We start from the raw sequence: 17,630 nt of genomic DNA, 5'->3' as shown, positions 1-17,630 counted from the left end.
GTGCGGGTGGAGCACACGCCGAGGACGGTCCAGGCGGTGTGGGGGCTGCTGGTCCTCAACACCCTCGGCTCCACGGGCGCGGAGACCATCGTGCCGCTGCCCCGGTCGCTGATCCAGATGGTCACGATGGGCGCCCTGGTCGCCGCGTTCGCGCTGGCGCTCGCGCTCAACCCTCGGCTGCGGGTGCGGGCCGGCGCGTTCCTGCTGCTGCTCAGTCTGCTGCTGGTGCCGAGCCTGATCTCCAGCGTGGATCTGAGCGCCGGGTTCGGGGCGCTGTTCCGGTGCGGCCGGTTCGCGGTGTTCGTGGCCACGCTGTGGCTGCTCTCCCGCTGGTGGGACGGCTCCACCACGTTCGTGCGGTACCACATCCGCTGCTACTTCCTGGTGCTGTGCTCGGTCGCCGCCGGCCTGGTGCTGTCGCCGGGCGCCGCCCTGCCCGACCTCTACGGCGGCCGTCTGGTGGGCGCGCTGTGGCCGCTGACGCCGCCGCAGATCGGGCAGTACGCGGCGGTGGTCGTGGGGCTCACGGTGCTGCTGGTGCTGGGCCGCCGCACCGACCGGCGGAGCGCCGTGCTGGTGATCGTGCCGTCGCTGGCGCTGCTCGCCCTCACGCACACCCGGACGGCGACGATCGGGCTGCTCGCCGGTCTGGTGGTGGCGATCGGCTCCCTGGTGCTGACCAGCGCCGCCGCCCGCCGCTGGTTCGGCTGGGCGCTCGCGTGCGCGGCGGTCGCCGCGGTCGCGTTCGGGTCGCTGCTCCAGGCGTGGTTCCTGCGCGGGCAGACCGAGGAGAACTTCTCCACCCTCACCGGCCGCGCCAAGGTGTGGGAGGCGCTGCTGGACGCGCCCCGGTCGGGCGCGGAGCGGCTGTTCGGGGTGGGGCTCGGCGACAAGTCGTTCGACGGGCTGCCCATCGACAACAGCTGGCTGGCCGTCTACCACGAACAGGGTCTGCTGGGCGTGGCGCTGGTGGCGGGGTTCGTGCTGGTGCCGGCCACGGTCGCGCTGCTGCGGCCGCCGTCGCTCGCGCGGGCCTGCGCGCTGTTCCTGATCACCTACTGCGGGCTCGCCTCGTACACCGAGGCGGGTCTGGGCGACGCCTCGCCGTACCTGCTGCACCTGGCCCTGGCGGCCTCGCTGCTGGTGGCGCCCGCCGCCCCGCCCGCGCCCGGGGCCGGTCCGCCGGCGCCGGATCCCGTCCGACGGACCGTCGCGCGGCCGGTCCGCGGCAAGGAGGTGGCGTGAATGCACGTCATGGTGGTGCACAACCGCTACGCGTCGGCACAGCCGAGCGGGGAGAACAAGGTCGTCGACCAGGAGGTGGCGCTGCTGCGGGAGGCCGGCCACCGGGTCGGGGTGTTCGAGCGGCGCAGCGACGACATCGCCGCCCGCTCGCTGCCGGCCAAGGCGGCGATCCCGCTGCTGGTCCCGTGGAACCCGGCGGTGCGCGCCCGGCTGGCCGAGCGGCTGCGCGCCGAGCGTCCTGACGTGGTGCACCTCCACAACGTCTTCCCGCTGCTGTCGCCCGCGGTGATCGCCGCCTGCGCGGACGCCGGGGTGCCGGCCGTCGCCACGCTGCACAACTACACCCAGGTGTGTCCGCCGGGCACCCTGCACCGGGACGGCTCGCCGTGCACCGCGTGCGTGGGCCGGGCGCCGCTGCCCGCCGTCCGGCACGGCTGCTACCGGAACTCCCGGCTGGCGACGGTGCCGCTGGCGGTGAGCCTCTCGGTCAACCGGCGGCGCTGGTGGTCGGGCGTGGAGCGGTTCTTCTGCATCTCGGCGGCGCAGCGCGAGGTGCTGGCGGGCGCCGGGATGCCGGCCGGACGGCTCGTGGTGAAGCACAACTTCGTGCCGGAGACGGACGTGCGCCGCACCGGTCCGGGCGAGCACCTGCTGTTTCTGGGGCGGCTCGCGGAGGTGAAGGGCGTGCGGCCGCTGATGGCCGCGTGGGACGAGCTCGCCGCCGCCGGCGGGGTGGGCGTGCCGCTGGTGATCGCCGGCACGGGTCCGCTGGAGGCGGAGGTGGCGGCCTGGGCGGCGGGCCGGGACGACGTGCGCTACGCCGGCCTGTACGACCGGACGCGGTGCCGTGAGGCCGTCGCGCGGGCGGTGGCCGTGGTGGCCCCGTCGACGTGGAAGGAGGCGTTCGGGCTGGTGGTCGTGGAGGCGATGGCGGCGGGGGTGCCGGCCGTCGCCGCCGGGCACGGCGCCTTCACCGAGCTGGTGGAGGACGGGGTGACCGGGCTGCTGCACCGGCCGGACGACCCCGCGTCACTGGCCGCCGCGCTGCGCCGGATCACCGCGGACGGCGACGGCAACCGGGAGATGGGCCGGGCGGCCCGGCTCCGGTACGAGCGGGGCTTCAGCCCCGAGGTGGGGCTGGCCCGCCTGGAGGAGGGGTACCGCGCGGCGATCGCGGGACGCGGCGGGGCGGACCCGTCGCGAGGGGACACGCACACGAGCTCGCGCCGGGGGGACCTGCGCGAGCGGGATGGGGGAAGCAGATGACACGTTGCCGACTGTGCGGTTCGACGGCGCTGGAGAGCGTCGTCGACCTGGGGGCGACCCCGCCGTGCGAGAGCTTTCTCGCCGCGGAGCACCTGGACGCGCCGGAGCCGGCGTACCCGCTGCACCTGCGGGTGTGCACGGACTGCTGGCTGGCGCAGATCCCGCCGCTGATCACGCCGGAGGAGACGTTCAGCGAGTACGCGTACTTCTCGTCGTACTCCTCCTCCTGGGTGGAGCACGCGCGCGTGTTCGTCGAGGACGCGGCGGCGCGGCTGGGGCTCGGCGAGGACTCGTTCGTGGTGGAGGTGGCGAGCAACGACGGCTATCTGCTGCGGCACGTGCTCGACCGGGGCGTGCGCTGCCTGGGGGTCGAGCCGTCGGTGAACGTCGGCGCGGCGGCGCGGGAGGCGGGCGTGCCCACGCTCACCGCGTTCCTGAGCCCTGAGACGGGCGCGGCGGTGCGCGCCGAGCACGGGCCGGCCGACCTGGTGGTCGCCAACAACGTGTACGCGCACATCCCGGACGTCATCGGCTTCACGCAGGGGCTGCGCGCCCTGGTCGCCGACGACGGCTGGGTCTCGATCGAGGTGCAGCACCTGCTGACCCTGATCGAGGAGAACCAGTACGACACGATCTACCACGAGCACTTCCAGTACTACACGGTCGCCTCCGCGATCCGGGCGCTCGCGAGCGGCGGGCTGGCCCTGGTGGACGTGGAGCTGCTGCCCACGCACGGCGGTTCGCTCAGGCTCTGGGCGCGGCCCGAGGAGGCGGCCGGGGAGCCGGGCCCGCGGGTGGCCGACGTGCTCGCCCGGGAGAAGGCCGCCGGGCTCCAGGATCTGTCCGGGTACACCGAGTTCTCCGCCCGGGTGGCCAAGGTGCGCCGGGACCTGCTGCGGTTCCTGGTCGACGCGGCCGAGCGGGGCGAGACGGTCGTCGGGTACGGCGCGCCGGGCAAGGGCAACACGCTGCTCAACCACTGCGGGATCCGGCCCGACCTGCTGCCGTACACGGTGGACCGCAACCCGTACAAGCACGGCCGGTACACGCCGGGCACGCGCATCCCGATCCTGCCGCCCGACCGGATCGCCGCGGACCGGCCGGACTACGTGCTGGTGCTGCCGTGGAACCTGCGCGCCGAGCTGACCGAGCAGCTGGCGTACGTGCACGAGTGGGGCGGCCGGCTGGTCTTCCCCATCCCGGAACTGAGCATTGTCGAGGTCGAGCGATGAAGGTCGTACTGTTCTGCGGCGGTTACGGGCTGCGCATGCGCGCCGGGGCGAACGACGACATCCCCAAGCCCATGGCGATGGTCGGCCCGCGCCCGCTGATCTGGCACGTGATGCGCTACTACGCGCACTTCGGGCACAAGGAGTTCATCCTGTGCCTGGGCTACGGCGCCCACCACATCAAGGAGTTCTTCCTCACCTACGAGGAGACCACCTCCAACGACTTCGTGCTGCGCGGCGGCCGCACCGAGCTGCTGTCTACCGACATCGCGGACTGGACCATCACGTTCGCGCAGACCGGCATCGAGTCGCCCATCGGGGAGCGGCTGCGCCGGGTGCGGCACCATCTGGACGGCGACGAGATGTTCCTCGCCAACTACGCGGACGTGCTCACCGACGCCCCGCTGCCGGAGATGATCGAGAAGTTCTCCCGCCGGGACGCGGGCGCGTCGATGATGGTGGTGCCGCCGCAGTCGTCGTTCCACTGCGTGGAGCTGGGCCAGGACGGCCTGGTGGGCGGCATCACCGCGGTGAGCGAGCTGCCGCTGTGGGAGAACGGCGGCTACTTCGTGCTGCGCCAGGAGATCTTCGACCACATCCCCGAGAACGGGGATCTCGTCGCCGACGGGTGTGGCCAACTGGCCAAGCGGGGAAGGCTCGTCGCGCACCGGCACCGCGGTTTCTGGAAGCCGACCGACACTGTGAAGGAGCGTGCGGCGCTGGACGAGGCCTACGCCCGGGGGGACCGGCCGTGGGCCGTGTGGGAGCGGGAGCGTACGGGGACGGGGGTGAGCGCGTGATCCGGCTGGGAACCGGGCGTCTCGAGCGGGTCGTCGCGGTGGGCGCGCACTGCGACGACATCGCCATCGGCGCCGGCGGCACCCTGCTGACCCTGTGCCGGGCCCGCCCGGGCCTCAGGGTCGACGCGCTGGTGCTGTCCGGCGGCGGCACGGAGCGCGAGCAGGAGGAGCAGGAGGCGCTCGCCGCGTTCTGCCCGGGCGCCGACCTGCGGCTGACCGTCGACAAGATGCCCGACGGGCGGCTGCCCGCGCACTGGACGGAGGCCAAGGCCGCCGTCGAGGAGCTGCGCACCCGTACCGAGCCCGACCTGGTGCTCGCCCCGCGCACCGAGGACGCGCACCAGGACCACCGCGGTCTGGCGAAGCTGATGACCACCGCGTTCCGCGACCATCTCGTGCTCGGCTACGAGATCGTCAAATGGGACGGGGACCTGGGCCGTCCGGTGGTGTACCAGCCGCTGGCCCCGGACACGGCCGAGGACAAGGTGCGGCTGCTGCAGGAGCACTACCCCTCGCAGCGGCACCGGCCCTGGTACGACCGGGAGGCCTTCCTCGGGCTCGCCCGGATCCGGGGCATCGAAAGCAACGCGCGCTACGCCGAGGCGTTCGCCGTCACCAAACTCACTGTCGACCTGGGGGGTTGAAACCTTGCGCGTACTGCTCACCGGACACCAGGGCTATCTGGGCACCGTGATGGCCCCGGTGCTCACGGCCGCCGGACACGAGGTCGTCGGGCTGGACGCCGGCCTGTTCGCCGACTGCGTGCTGGGGCCGACGCCCGCGGACCCTCCGGGGACGCGGGTGGACCTGCGGGACGTCACGGCCGGCCATGTGGCCGGGGCGGACGCCGTGATCCACCTGGCCGCCCTGTCCAACGACCCGCTGGGGGCGCTGGCGCCGGAACTCACCTACGACATCAACCACCACGCGTCCGTGCGGCTGGCGAAGCTGGCCCGCGACGCGGGGGTGCGGCGCTTCCTGTACGCCTCGACCTGCTCGGTCTACGGCGCGGCGGGCGGTGACGAACTGGTGGCCGAGGACGCCCCGCTGCGCCCGGTGACGCCGTACGCCGAGTCCAAGGTGCGGGTGGAGGACGACCTGCACGAGCTGGCCGACGACGACTTCAGCCCGGTGTACATGCGCAACGCGACCGCCTTCGGGTACTCGCCGCGGCTGCGCGCCGACATCGTGCTGAACAACCTGGTCGGGCACGCCCTGCTGTCCGGCGAGGTGCTGGTGCTGTCCGACGGCACGCCGTGGCGCCCGCTGGTGCACGCCGCGGACATCGCCCGCGCGTTCACGGCCGCCCTCGAGGCGCCGCGGGAGGCGGTGCACGACCGGGCGTTCAACATCGGCAGCGAGACCAACAACGTCACGGTCGCGGAGATCGCCCAGCAGGTCGCGGACGCAGTGGACGGCTCGAAGGTGGTCATCACCGGGGAGACGGGCGCCGACCCGCGCTCCTACCGGGTGGACTTCTCCCGGTTCCGGGCGGCGATCCCCGGCTTCGCGTGCGAGTGGACGGTGAAGCGGGGCGCGCTGGAACTCGCCGACGCCTACCGGGCGCACGGGCTGACCCGGGAGGCGTTCGAGCAGCGGTTCACCCGGCTCGCCGTGCTGCGCGCCGCGTCCGACGCGGGCACGGTCGACGACACCCTGCGGTGGCGGTCGTGACCACGCCGGGCGAGGAGATGCACGCCCTGGTGGAGCGGATGTACCCGCTCTGCCGGAGCATCACGGGCGACGGGGTGCGCGCCACCCTGGACGTCGTCGGCGGGCATCTGCCGCTGGAGGTGCACGAGGTGCCCACCGGGACGCAGGTGCTGGACTGGACGGTGCCGCAGGAGTGGAACGTCCGGGAGGCGTGGATCGCCGACCCCTCCGGGCGGCGGGTCGTCGACCTCGCCGACTCCAGCCTGCACGTGCTCGGGTACAGCGTGCCGGTGGCGGCGCGGATGCCCCTGTCCGAGCTGCGCCCGCATCTGCACACGCTGCCCGAGCACCCGAAGTGGGTGCCGTACCGCACCAGTTACTACAAGCCGGACTGGGGGTTCTGTCTCGCGCAGGAGACCCTGGACGCGCTGCCGGACGGCGAGTACGAGGTGCGGATCGACTCCACCCTCGCGGACGGGCACCTCACCTACGCCGAGCACGTGGTGCCGGGGCAGGTGCCCGACGAGGTGATCGTCTCCAGTCACGTCTGCCACCCGTCGCTGGCCAACGACAACCTGGCCGGCATCGCGGTGGCGGTGTTCCTCGCCCGGTCGCTCGCCCGGGGCACGCCGTACTACACGTACCGGTTCCTGTTCGCGCCCGGCACCATCGGGGCGATCACCTGGCTGGCCCGCAACGCCGGCCGGGTGGAGCGGGTGAAGCACGGTCTTGTGCTGGCCTGCGCGGGTGACCGGGGCTCGCTGACCTACAAGCGCAGCAGGCGCGGGGACGCGGAGATCGACCGGGTGACGCGGTACGTGCTGGAGACCTCCGGACGCCCGCACGAGATACGGGAGTTCACCCCGTACGGCTACGACGAGCGGCAGTTCTGCTCGCCGGGCTTCGACCTCGGTGTGGGCTCGCTCAGCCGGACCCCGTACGCCGGCTACCCGGAGTACCACACCTCGGCGGACGACCTGGACTTCGTGACGCCGGAGGCGATGGAGGACACCCTCGCCGTCTGCCGGGAGGTGTGCGCCGTGCTCGACCGCAACCGGCGGTACGTCAACCTCAGCCCGTACGGGGAGCCGCAGCTGGGCCGGCGGGGGCTCTACGGGGCGCTCGGCGGCCGCAGCGACGCGCAGGAGGCCCAGATGGCGATGCTGTGGGTGCTCAGCCTCTCCGACGGCGAGCACGGTCTGCTGGACGTGGCCGAGCGGGCCGGTCTGCCGTTCGACACCGTCGTCGCGGCGGCCGACGCCCTGCACGGGGCCGGGCTGGTCAAGGCGTGACGCCGATGGCCACCGAGGGGGACAAGCCGCCTACGACAACGACGCCGGCGGCGCGCCCGGCCCGCACCGTCACGCGGGCCGTCGCGGGCCGCCTGTCGTGGGGGCTCGCCGACCAGGCGGCCTCCAGCCTGTCCAACTTCGCCGTGGGCGTGTACGTGGCGCGCTCGCTGGGACTGACCGCGTTCGGCGTGTTCAGCCTGGCCTGGGTGACCTACGGCGTGGTGCTCAGCGTCTCCCGCGGTCTGGCCACCGATCCGCTCGTGGTGCGGTTCAGCGGCGTGCCCGAGGCGTCCTGGCGGCCGGCGGTGTCCCGCTCCACGGGCACCTCGCTGGGCGTCGGCGCGGTCATCGGCACGCTGTGCGTGGCGTCCTGGCCGCTGCTCGGCGGCAGCGTGGGGGCCGCTTTCGCCTGCCTCGGCGTGGTGTTGCCCGGGCTGCTGCTCCAGGACGCCTGGCGGTACTCGTTCTTCGCGGCCGGCGTCGGCCGGAAGGCGTTCGTCAACGACGTGGTGTGGGGCGTGGCGCTGATCCCCGCCCTGGTCGTGGCGGCGCGGGCGGGCACCGTGCCCGCGTTCGTGCTCGCCTGGGGCGGCTCGGCCGCGGTGGCGGCGGCGTACGGCTGGGCGCAGTCCGGCATCCGGCCCCGGCTCACCGGGGCCCGGCTGTGGATCCGCGACCACCGTGACCTCGGCTACCGGTACCTGGTCGAGAACACCTGCGTGAGCGGCGCGGGCCAGCTGCGCGCGTACGGGCTCGGCGCCATCGTCGGCGTCGGCGCGGTCGGCGTCGTCCGGGGCGCCGAGCTGCTGCAGGGTCCGTTCCTGGCCGTGCTGATGGGGCTGACGCTGGTCACCGTGGCCGAGGCGGCGCGGATGCTGCGGCAGGCCCCGCACCGGCTCGGCCGGTTCTGTCTGCTGCTGGGCGGCGGTCAGGCGGTCGCCGCCCTGCTGTGGGGCGGTGTGCTGCTGCTGATGCCGGACCGGGCGGGCGAGCTGGTCCTCGGCGACGTCTGGCCCGCCGCCAAGGAACTCATCGTTCCGGCCACCCTCGGTGTCGCGGGGGCCGGTGTCGGTACCGGAGCGGCCGCCGGGCTGCGCGCGCTCGGCGCGGCCCGGCTCAGTCTCCGGTGCCAGATCTTCGCCTCCGTGTGCTACGTCGGCCTCGGCATCGGCGGTGCGGCCCTCGGCGGCACCGTCGGCTCGGCCTGGGGCGCCGCCGCCGCTTCCGTGTGCGGTTCGGCCGCGTGGTGGCTGCACCTGAGGATCGCACTGCGCGAGCACCACCGAGAACTCATCCGTGAAGTGAGGACGTCATGACCGCGCAACCACGGCTGAGCATCGGCCTTCCCGTGTACAACGGCGAGGAGTACCTCGCCGAGTCGCTGGAGGCCCTGCTCGGCCAGACGTACGAGGACTTCGAGTTGGTCATCACCGACAACGCGTCGACCGACGGGACCCAGGACATCTGCCGCCGCTACGCCGCGCGGGACTCCCGGATCCGGTACATCCGGCTGTCCCGGAACATCGGCGCCGCGCCGAACCACAACTACGTCTTCACCCAGTGCCGCGGCGAGCTGTTCAAGTGGGCCTCGCACGACGACCTGTACGCCCGTGACCTGCTGAAGCGCTGCGTGGAGGCGCTGGACGAGCGTCCTGACGTGATCCTCGCGCACAGCGACCAGGCCGTCATCGACGCCGACGGCACGATCAAGGTGCCCTACGCGTACACGCTGAACACCGGCTCGCCGCGCGCGCCCGAGCGCTTCCGCAGCCTGCTGTTCGAGCCCGGCGGCGACGACTTCTACGGCGTGATCCGCGCCGACGTGCTGCGCCGGGTCAGGCCCCACGACAGCTACCACCACGCGGACCGCACCTTCGTTGCCGAGATCACCCTGCACGGCCCCTTCCACCAGGTGCCCGAGCTGCTGTACTTCCGCCGCGACCACCCCACCCGCGCCGAGCGGGCCAACCCCTCCAAGCGCGCCCGCTGCGTCAACCTGGACCCGCGCCGCGCCGGCCCGCTGCACCCGACGCCCCGGCTGCTCGCCGAGTACGTGTGGGGGTTCGTCTCGGCCGTCCGGCGGGCGCCGCTGTCCCCGGCCGACCGGCGCGCCTGCTACCGGCATCTCGCCTCGTGGGCGACCAGCCGGGTCCGGCCGGGCGCCGGCGAGCGGGTCGAGGACCGGGCCCCGGTGGACCCGGCCGCGTCGGCCGTCTCGGTGGACGCCCTGGTCGCCGGCCGCGAGAGGGGTGGCGCGTGACGTCTCCCCGGGTGGGCCTCTTCGGTCTGTTCGGCTCCGGGAACGTCGGCAACGACGGCTCGCTGGTGGCCTTGCTGGACCATCTGCGCGCGGCCCGCCCGGGCGCGGAGGTGGACGCCCTGTGCGGCGGCCCCGAGACCGTGACGGCCCGGTACGGCATACCGGCGGCCCGGCTGCACTGGTTCCGCGGCGAGTACCGCACGGCCGCGGGCCCGGGCGACATCGCGGGCAAGGGCGTGGGCAAACTCGTGGACGCCTTCCGCATCGCCGCCTGGGTGCGCCGGCACGACGTGGTGATCGTGCCCGGCACCGGCATCCTGGAGAGCACCCTGCCGCTGCGGCCCTGGGGCATGCCGTACTCGCTGTTCCTGGTGTGCGCGGCCGGACGGCTGCTGCGCACCCCGGTCGCGCTGGTCGGCGTCGGGGCGTCCGAGACCGGCAGCCGGCCGGTGCGGGCGCTGACCCGCTGGGCGGCGCGGCTGGCCGCGTACCGGTCGTACCGGGACACGCTGTCGCGGGACGCGATACGGGCGATGGGCGTGGACACCCGGCGCGACGAGGTGTACGCGGACCTGGTGTTCACCCTGCCCACTCCCCCGCCGGGCGACTCCTCGGGGCCGCCCGGACCGGTGTGCGTGGGCGTCATGGACTTCGGCGGCAGCAACGACGAACGGGACCGGGCGGACGAACTGCGCCGCCGCTACCTGGACGGCATGACGCGGTTCGTGCGCGCGCTGGCCGCGGAGGGCAGGCCGGTGCGGCTGCTCACCGGCGACGACGTGGACCGGCCGGTGACCGAGGCGATCCTCGAGGCGGTGGACTCGCCGCTGGTCACCGCCGCCGCGACGGCGTCGCTGGGCGACCTGATGAAGGAGATGGCGGTCGCGGACACCGTGGTGGCGACCCGCTACCACAACCTGGTGTGCGCGCTGAAGGTCGGCACCCCGGCGCTCGCGGTGAGCTACGCGGCGAAGAGCGACCGGCTGATGGCCGACATGGGGCTGGGCGAGCACTGCCACCCGGCGCGGGAGATCGACGCGGGCCGGCTGCTGGAGCAGTTCCGCGCGCTGGAGCGGGACCGGGCGGCGGTCCGGCGGACCCTCACCGAACGCAACCCGGTGCTGGCCGAGCGCGTCCGCCGGCAGTTCGAGGCGCTGAACCCCCTGTTACCGGCGTCCGGCGCCGCCCCCGACCACGCACGACAGGAGACCCCATGAAGGTGACCGAGGTCCCGGCGATCGCCGGGGCGTTTCTGTTCGAGCCGACGCCGTTCACCGACGAACGCGGCTTCTTCTGCCGCACGTTCGACGCGGACGCGGTGCGTTCCGTGAGCCTCGACCCGGGCGCCTTCGTGCAGGACAGCCTCTCCCGTTCGGTGCGGGGCGTGGTGCGCGGCATGCATCTGCGCTCCGGCGAGGGCGAGGCCAAGCTGGTGCGCTGCTCCTACGGCCGGATCTTCGACGTGGTGGTGGACCTGCGGCCCGGCTCGCCGACGTATCTGGGCCGGGCCACGTTCGAGCTGTCCGGCGACACGCAGGCGACGTTGTACGTGCCGGCGGGCTGCGCGCACGGCTTCCAGGCGCTGACGGAGACCGCCGACACGTCGTACCGGATCGACCGCGAGCACGACCCCTCGGAGGACGTGACGATCGCCTTCGACGACCCCGGACTGGCCGTCCCCTGGCCGCTGCCGGTCACGGTGACGTCCGAACGGGACCGCAAGGCGCCGGGCCTGGCGGAGGTGCTGAGGACGCTGGAGGTGAGGACGCCATGAGCGGCGAGGAGCTGGAGCTTCCGCTGTCGCGGGCGGTGAACGAACGTCTGCACGCGGCGGTCCCCGGCGGGGCGCACACGTACGCCAAGGGCGACGACCAGTACCCGCAGGACCTGGCGCCGGTCATCAGCCACGGCCGCGGCGCCCATGTGTGGGACGTCGACGGCAACCGGTACGTCGAGTACGGCTCGGGCCTGCGGTCGGTGAGCCTCGGCCACGCCCATCCACGGGTGCTGGAGGCGGTGCGGCGGGAACTGGACCGGGGCAGCAACTTCGTGCGCCCGTCGGTGGTGGAGGCGGAAGCGGCGGAGCGGTTCCTCGCCACGGTGCCGACCGCCGAGATGGTGAAGTTCGCGAAGAACGGCTCCGACGCGACCACGGCGGCGGTGCGGCTGGCGCGCGCCGTCACCGGGCGCGCGCGGGTGGCGCTCTGCGCCGACCACCCGTTCTTCTCGGTGGACGACTGGTTCATCGGCACCACGCCGATGCCGGCGGGCATCCCGTCGGAGACCACGGACCTGACGGTGACGTTCCCCTACGGCGATCTGGCCGCGGTGGAGGCGCTGTTCGACCGGTACCCGGACGAGATCGCCTGCCTGATCCTGGAGCCGGCCACCGGGACGGAGCCGCCGCCCGGTTACCTCGCCGGGCTGCGCGACCTCGCCCACCGCCACGGCAGCGTGCTGGTCTTCGACGAGATGATCACCGGCTTCCGCTGGTCCGAGGCGGGCGCCCAGGGCCTGTACGGGGTGACCCCCGACCTCTCCACCTTCGGCAAGGCGCTGGGCAACGGCTTCGCGGTGTCCGCGCTGGCCGGGCGCCGCGAGCTGATGGAGCGGGGCGGGCTGCGCCACGACGCCGAGCGGGTGTTCCTGCTGTCCACCACGCACGGCGCGGAGACGCACGCCCTGGCGGCGGCGATGGCCGTGCAGACCACGTACGTGGAGGAGGGCGTCACCGCCCGCCTGCACGCCCTGGGCGAGCGGCTGGCCGCGGGCGTCCGGGACGCGGCGGCCGCGATGGGCGTCGCCGACCATGTGGTGGTCCGGGGCCGCGCCAGCAACCTGGTCTTCGCGACCCTTGACGCACAGGGGCGGCCGTCGCAGGAGTACCGGACGCTGTTCCTGCGCCGGCTGCTGACGGGCGGCATCCTGGCCCCGTCGTTCGTGGTGAGCAGCGCGCTGGAGGAGGCCGACGTCGACCGCACGGTGGACGTGGTCGGCCAGGCGTGCGCGGTGTACCGGAAGGCGCTGGACGCGGGCGATCCGACGCCGTGGCTGGGGGGCAGGCCGGTGCGGCCGGTGTTCCGGCGGAAGGTGTGAGGCGGGGGAGGCCGGCGACAGGCTGCTGCCGGCCTCCCGATGACCACCGCACGGGGACCGTCAGCCGCTCCCTCACCGTCGACGTCGCGAGGTCCACGTACCGTCAATGGATCACGAGCGCCCAGCGGCCCCTCGCACGACGGCGACCGGGCAGTGCGCATGATGCAGAACCGCCTGGCTGACCGACCCCAGCATGAGCCCGGCGAACCCACCACGGCCCCGGGCCCCGACCACCAGCAGCCGCGCCGAGCGACTGGCCTCGATCAGCGCCTCACGGGTCTGGCCGCGGAGCGCCCGGGACTCCACGCTCACCCCTGGATACCGCTCTCGGCACCCGGCCAGCGCCTCGGACACCAGCCGCTCCTCCGCCTCGGCGACTCCCTCCGGCATGGCCACATAGGTGTCCGCGCCCTCGTGCAACTCGGAAGGGGGCGCGTTCCACAGAGTCCAGGCATGAATCGCCCTCAGCGGCGCTCCACGCAGCGAGGCCTCGGCGAAGGCGAACTCGATCGCCCGCTCGCCCGCGGCGGAGCCGTCCACGCCCACCACCACGGGCCCCTTCTCGTCGCCCCCCTCACGCACGACCAGCACCGGACACCGGCCGTGCGCGGCGAGATGCACCGCCGTCGAGCCGATCAGCAGCCCGACGAACCCGCCCATGCCCCGCGACCCGACGACCACGAGATCCGCGGCCCGTGACTGCGCCTCCAGCACCGTCACCGGCTCACCCGTCACCACCACGTGCGAGACCTCCACCCCCGGCGCCGTGTCCCTGGCACGCGCCACTGCCTCAGCCACCAGGTGCTCGACCCTGTTGTGCGGCTCGCCCTCCGGCGGGCCGAGCGGCGAGCGACCCCGCGGCGCATGCATCGCAGGCCACAGGAACGCGTGCACCACACGCAGCCCGGCGCCGCGCCACCGTGCCTCGCGCGCCGCGGCCTCCACCGCCACGAGGCTTGACGGGGATCCGTCCACGCCCACGACCACCAGACCGCTCATCCCGACTCCTCGACACCGACCCAGCGCCTTCGTCGCCCAGCGTCCCTCCGATGCCTCGAAGCTGCCAGGAGAGCGGGACCGCCCCTGCCGCTCCGTCGCTTCACGCAAGGCCGGAGCCGGATCACCCGACTGCCGTGCGCGGACCGCCCCCGGGCGACCCGGCGGGGCGCCGGCGTGCGGCCGGAGGGGCGGGGTGGTCATGACGGGCGGTTGCCTTGACGACGGCGACGGGGCACTGGGCGTGGTGGAGCAGGGCCTGGCTGACCGAGCCGAGGAGCAGGCCGGCGAAGCCGCCGTGCCCCCGGGCGCCGACGACGAGGAACTGGGCGGTCCGGCTGGCGTCGATGAGCGCGGTGCGGGCTGTTCGCCGCACCGTGCGGCATACGACGTTCACGTCCGGGAAGTCGCCCCGCTGACCGGCGATCGCTTCCGACAGCAGGCATGCCTCGTGTTCGGCCAGCGCGCCGGGCGCGGCGGCGTGGGGCATGGTCCTGTCCGGTGGCGGCGGCATGGGGGCGCTCCAGGGTGTCCAGGCGTGCAGGGCCAGCAGGTCGGCCTTGCGCAGCGCGGCTTCGGTGAAAGCGAAGCCGCGCTGCCGCGGCACCGGCGTGAGATCCGTCGACCGCGAGCACGACGGGTCCCTTGCATGCGCCCCCTGCCCGCACGACCAGGAGGGGGCAGGCACCGTGGGCGGCCAGGTGGACGGCGGTGGAGCCCGCCATCAGCCCGGTGAGGCCGCCGAGGCCGCGCGAGCCGACCACCATCAGCCGGGCCGCGTAGGAGTGGGCGGTCAGCACAGCCGTCGGTTTGCCGCCGACCACGCCAGAGGTGACGGTCACGCCGGGAGCCGTCGTGCGGGCGCGGTCCTCGGCCTCGGCCCTCACGCGCGCCACCGAGGCGCGGGTGTCCTCGCCGGGCCGCAGGGGCAGGGTGGGCCGGCTGACTGCGTGCACCAGATGCAGGTCGGCCCCACGCAGGCTCGCTTCGCGTGCCGCCGCCTCCACAGCGGTCAGACTGGAACGGGAACCGTCGATCCCGGCCATGACCAGGTCACGCATCGCGGCCACCTCCCCGTGGGGCGCCGGCCGGTCCGGCCGCGGCAGCCGTCGCGGGCCCGGGCAGGCGCCCCCGGGCCCGGCGGCCGCCGAGCCCGCCCGACCGATCCTGATCGCCGGTGTGCTCGCGGGCGAGGGGCCGTGCGGCAGGCCCGGCGGGGTGCGGGCTGCGCCCGGGCAGGGATACCGGGCTGAGGATCATGTCGCAGGCGAGGCGCCGGGCGGCGCGGTCGATCCGGCCGGCGGGCAGGGCCCGGTAGGGGTTGGCCCGGGCGGGCACGACCAGCGCCGTGGTCCGCACCGGTCCGGCGCGTGCGATGGCGGGCAGCACCGTGGCGAGGATGGCGTCGGCGTCGGCCTGGACGCGCCGGTGGCGGGCGTGATGCAGCAGGGCGTTGATGCTGAAGCCGGTGGAGCGGACGACGGCCGCGGCGGTGACGGGGTGTCCGCCGCGGGCGAGGTCGGCGGCGCGGGCGGCCACGGCGTGGTCGGCGCGCGAGCCGGTGAACAGGGCCAGCACCGCGGCACCGGGCCGCGCGGAGCGACGGTACAGGTGGGCCTGTGCCGGGGCCCGGACATCGGCTGTCGGCGAGGGGAGACGGAGCGTGGTCATGGCGATTTCCTCACGTTGTGGGCCGTAGGGGCTGTGGACGGTGCGTCACCGGCTCGGATGCTGCCGTGTGGGGGACGTCACCTGCTGCCGGCCCCGGCGGCCGGGGTGCTTTCAGCGTCACCCGACCCCTTGATTCCCGTCAAGAGTTACGTGAAATTTTTTTCGCCAATAGTTTTTCGCGAAAAGGTCAGCGCCGCTGTTCCCCTGCTCCCCCGGGCTGCCGACGGCGGGTGTCGGCCACCCGGTCGACGACCCACGCCACCGTCGGCACCACGGCCAGCGCGGTGCAGCAGCCGCCCACCGTGTCGGTCGGGTAGTGCGCCCCGGTGGCGACCTGGGCCCAGCCCATGAGGGCGCCGGCGGCACAGGCGGCGCCGAGCGCGAGGACGGTGCCGGAGGTCGGACCGAGCCCGTACCGCCCCGCCGCGAGCAGCGCCAGGGCGAGGGCGAGGGCGAACGCGGCGAGGAAGGCGGTGTGGCCGCTCGGGAAGGCCAGGTTGTCGTCGCCGTTGATGGTGCGGGCGGCGAGCGGCTTGAGCAGCCGCGTCACACCGACGGTCAGCCCGGGACCGGCGAACAGCAGCACGGCGGCGCGCGGCCGGCGGACCGTCGGACAGCCGACGAGAACTGCCGTGAGCAGCAGCAGCGCGCCCGCCGGGTCCCCCAGGAAGTCCGTCGCGGAGGCGATGTGCCACCAGGGCGCCCCGACCCCGTACGCGGCCTCCCCGATCCGGGCGTCCGTCCGGCCGGGCCCGGCGTCACCGGCGTACCGGACGCCGAGCACGACGACCACGAGCGCGGCGAGCACGGCGACGACAGCGAGTCGCCCGCGCAGCACCACGGGCAGCACCGCCGCAGCGGTCACCTTGCCGTCCGTCACCGTCACCGTGCCGCCCACCCCCGCGCAACGCCCCTTGTCAGACTAACCGACTGCCCAGGCAGGCGAGTTGACGGGCGGATCAGCGACGAGGGGCGCGCCGTTCGCTCACGGCGCGCCCCTCGTGGGCCGGAGGACCCTCACTCCGGATGGTCCGGCTGCTGCTCCGGCGGCTTGCCGCCGCCCCGTCCGCCGCCCTTGTCGCCGCGGTCGGTGCCGTGCGCGCGGCCGCCCGCGCCGCGGCCGGGCTGGGACGCCTTGCGGGCCTCGCTGTCCTGCGGCGTGGCCGCGCCCTTGTCGCTGCGCCGCAGCTCGGGCTGTTGCGGGTTCGACATCGGCTTCCTCCTTACGTCCTTGCGTCGTGCGTCGCCTGCGCCTCGTGGCGCGCCTGCCGTGCACGGGTGTCTCGTGCGGGCGGGCCGAAACGCCCGGCCTCCCGGGTCAGTCGCGTGAGCCGTCGCCCGTGCCCGGTTCGGCGAGGCGTCGGTGGGCCGCCGCCTTCACGCCGTCGGGCAGGACCTTCCCGGCCAGCCCTTGCGCCTTGGTCAGCAGGGACCCGGTGACGGCCTTCTTCTCGCCCTTCACGATCGCCTCGAACGCCTGCTCGGCCACCTGCTCCGGAGGGTCCTTCTTCATGGAGCCCACGCGGGTGTCGTCCGCCATGTCCGCCCGGTCGAAGAACTCCGTCTCCGTCGGCCCCGGCATGAAGGCGGTGACCGTCACCCCGGAGTCCTTCACCTCCTCCGCCAGCGCCTGCGCGAAGGACTGCACGAACGACTTGGACGCGTTGTAGACCGGCTGGAAGGAGCCGGGCATCTGGGAGGCGACGGACGAGGTGAAGGCGAGCCGCCCCTCACCGCGCGCCACCATCGCCCGCAGCAGCGGCTTGGCCAGCCGTACGGTCGCGGTGACGTTGAGGTCGATGACCTCCTGGTCGTCGGTGAGGTCGGTGTCGACGAAGGCGCCGCCCCGGCCGACCCCGGCGTTGAGGACGGCGACGTCGACCGTGAGGCCGTCGAGCGCGTCGAGGAGCAGGAAGCGTCCCTCGCCGGTCCGCAGGTCGGCGCGCACCGCCCGCACCTGAGCGCCGGGCTCCCGCAGCTGCCGCGCCGCCGCCTCCAGCTCCTCGTCCTCGGCGTTCACCACGAGGTCGTAGCCGTGCGACGCGAACTGCCGGGCCAGCTCGAGGCCGATGCCGCTGGACGCGCCGGTGATCAGTGCGAGGGGACGTGTGTCAGTCATGCC

General features: G+C 74.1%; 17 protein-coding genes and 1 pseudogene. 12 read left to right on the top strand and 6 right to left on the bottom strand.

All coding sequences use genetic code 11. The features are described from left to right. Genes ACP7TJ_RS25460 through ACP7TJ_RS25405 form a run of 12 tightly spaced genes read left to right on the top strand, consistent with a single transcriptional unit; the run spans position 1 to position 12,841 of the window. Positions 1-1,245, top strand: a complete 1,245-nt coding sequence (locus tag ACP7TJ_RS25460) for a hypothetical protein (protein WP_093766381.1) — start codon at positions 1-3, stop codon at positions 1,243-1,245. Beyond that, positions 1,246-2,511 carry a glycosyltransferase gene (locus ACP7TJ_RS25455; protein ID WP_093766382.1) on the top strand — a complete coding sequence of 422 codons (1,266 nt, stop codon included), beginning with the start codon at positions 1,246-1,248 and terminating at the stop codon, positions 2,509-2,511. It begins immediately after the preceding gene. Beyond that, positions 2,508-3,743, top strand: a complete 1,236-nt coding sequence (locus ACP7TJ_RS25450; protein WP_427765589.1) for a class I SAM-dependent methyltransferase — start codon at positions 2,508-2,510, stop codon at positions 3,741-3,743. The genes ACP7TJ_RS25455 and ACP7TJ_RS25450 overlap by 4 nt, the downstream gene beginning before the upstream one ends. Next, positions 3,740-4,540 carry a glucose-1-phosphate cytidylyltransferase gene (locus tag ACP7TJ_RS25445; RefSeq protein ID WP_093766384.1) on the top strand — a complete coding sequence of 267 codons (801 nt, stop codon included), beginning with the start codon at positions 3,740-3,742 and terminating at the stop codon, positions 4,538-4,540. Before ACP7TJ_RS25450 ends, ACP7TJ_RS25445 begins: the two co-directional genes overlap by 4 nt. Further along, positions 4,537-5,184, top strand: a complete 648-nt coding sequence (locus ACP7TJ_RS25440; RefSeq protein WP_427765586.1) for a PIG-L deacetylase family protein — start codon at positions 4,537-4,539, stop codon at positions 5,182-5,184. Before ACP7TJ_RS25445 ends, ACP7TJ_RS25440 begins: the two co-directional genes overlap by 4 nt. A gap of 4 nt (positions 5,185-5,188) precedes the next feature. Beyond that, positions 5,189-6,214 (top strand): NAD-dependent epimerase/dehydratase family protein, encoded by a 1,026-nt coding sequence (locus ACP7TJ_RS25435; protein ID WP_367421084.1) that lies wholly within the window; start codon positions 5,189-5,191, stop codon positions 6,212-6,214. Beyond that, on the top strand, positions 6,202-7,485 hold the full coding sequence (locus ACP7TJ_RS25430; RefSeq protein ID WP_367421086.1) for a DUF4910 domain-containing protein: 1,284 nt from the start codon (positions 6,202-6,204) through the stop codon (positions 7,483-7,485). Before ACP7TJ_RS25435 ends, ACP7TJ_RS25430 begins: the two co-directional genes overlap by 13 nt. 5 nt (positions 7,486-7,490) lie before the next feature. Continuing rightward, a complete protein-coding gene (locus tag ACP7TJ_RS25425) occupies positions 7,491-8,801 on the top strand; it encodes a hypothetical protein (RefSeq protein ID WP_403266962.1) in 1,311 nt (436 codons plus the stop codon). After that, positions 8,798-9,745 (top strand): glycosyltransferase family 2 protein, encoded by a 948-nt coding sequence (locus ACP7TJ_RS25420; RefSeq protein WP_427765581.1) that lies wholly within the window; start codon positions 8,798-8,800, stop codon positions 9,743-9,745. The genes ACP7TJ_RS25425 and ACP7TJ_RS25420 overlap by 4 nt, the downstream gene beginning before the upstream one ends. A gap of 11 nt (positions 9,746-9,756) precedes the next feature. Continuing rightward, a complete protein-coding gene (locus tag ACP7TJ_RS25415) occupies positions 9,757-10,962 on the top strand; it encodes a polysaccharide pyruvyl transferase family protein (protein WP_093766390.1) in 1,206 nt (401 codons plus the stop codon). After that, a complete protein-coding gene (locus ACP7TJ_RS25410; protein ID WP_427765578.1) occupies positions 10,959-11,519 on the top strand; it encodes a dTDP-4-dehydrorhamnose 3,5-epimerase family protein in 561 nt (186 codons plus the stop codon). The genes ACP7TJ_RS25415 and ACP7TJ_RS25410 overlap by 4 nt, the downstream gene beginning before the upstream one ends. Next, positions 11,516-12,841, top strand: a complete 1,326-nt coding sequence (locus ACP7TJ_RS25405; RefSeq protein ID WP_189908869.1) for a glutamate-1-semialdehyde 2,1-aminomutase — start codon at positions 11,516-11,518, stop codon at positions 12,839-12,841. Before ACP7TJ_RS25410 ends, ACP7TJ_RS25405 begins: the two co-directional genes overlap by 4 nt. Positions 12,842-12,952: 111 nt before the next feature. Here the strand turns inward: ACP7TJ_RS25405 and ACP7TJ_RS25400 are convergent, their stop codons facing one another. The 6 genes and pseudogenes from ACP7TJ_RS25400 to ACP7TJ_RS25375 form a co-directional block, all read right to left on the bottom strand. Then, the gene (locus ACP7TJ_RS25400; protein ID WP_427765575.1) at positions 12,953-13,840 is read right to left on the bottom strand and encodes a universal stress protein; all 888 of its coding nucleotides are present in this window, start codon (positions 13,838-13,840) and stop codon (positions 12,953-12,955) included. 121 nt (positions 13,841-13,961) lie between these two features. Next, positions 13,962-14,898, bottom strand: a pseudogene (locus ACP7TJ_RS25395) (universal stress protein). Continuing rightward, positions 14,891-15,508: a hypothetical protein gene (locus ACP7TJ_RS25390; protein ID WP_189908866.1), complete on the bottom strand. Its 618-nt coding sequence runs from the start codon at positions 15,506-15,508 to the stop codon at positions 14,891-14,893. The pseudogene ACP7TJ_RS25395 and the gene ACP7TJ_RS25390 overlap by 8 nt, the downstream one beginning before the upstream one ends. A gap of 187 nt (positions 15,509-15,695) precedes the next feature. Next, positions 15,696-16,406, bottom strand: coding sequence for a phosphatase PAP2 family protein (locus ACP7TJ_RS25385; protein ID WP_427765572.1), 711 nt, complete (start codon positions 16,404-16,406; stop codon positions 15,696-15,698). 119 nt (positions 16,407-16,525) lie between these two features. Beyond that, a complete protein-coding gene (locus ACP7TJ_RS25380; RefSeq protein WP_093766395.1) occupies positions 16,526-16,720 on the bottom strand; it encodes a hypothetical protein in 195 nt (64 codons plus the stop codon). A gap of 106 nt (positions 16,721-16,826) precedes the next feature. Further along, entirely contained in the window at positions 16,827-17,627 is an 801-nt protein-coding gene (locus ACP7TJ_RS25375) for an SDR family NAD(P)-dependent oxidoreductase (protein ID WP_193458144.1), read from the bottom strand. Positions 17,628-17,630: the final 3 nt, after the last annotated feature.

Origin of the sequence: Streptomyces sp. DSM 41931, assembly GCF_050271085.1 — a bacterium.
Classification (GTDB): Bacteria; Actinomycetota; Actinomycetes; order Streptomycetales; family Streptomycetaceae; genus Streptomyces; species Streptomyces albogriseolus.
The sequence above is the reverse complement of the archived record's forward strand: the minus strand, read 5'-3'. Positions and strand labels throughout refer to the sequence as shown.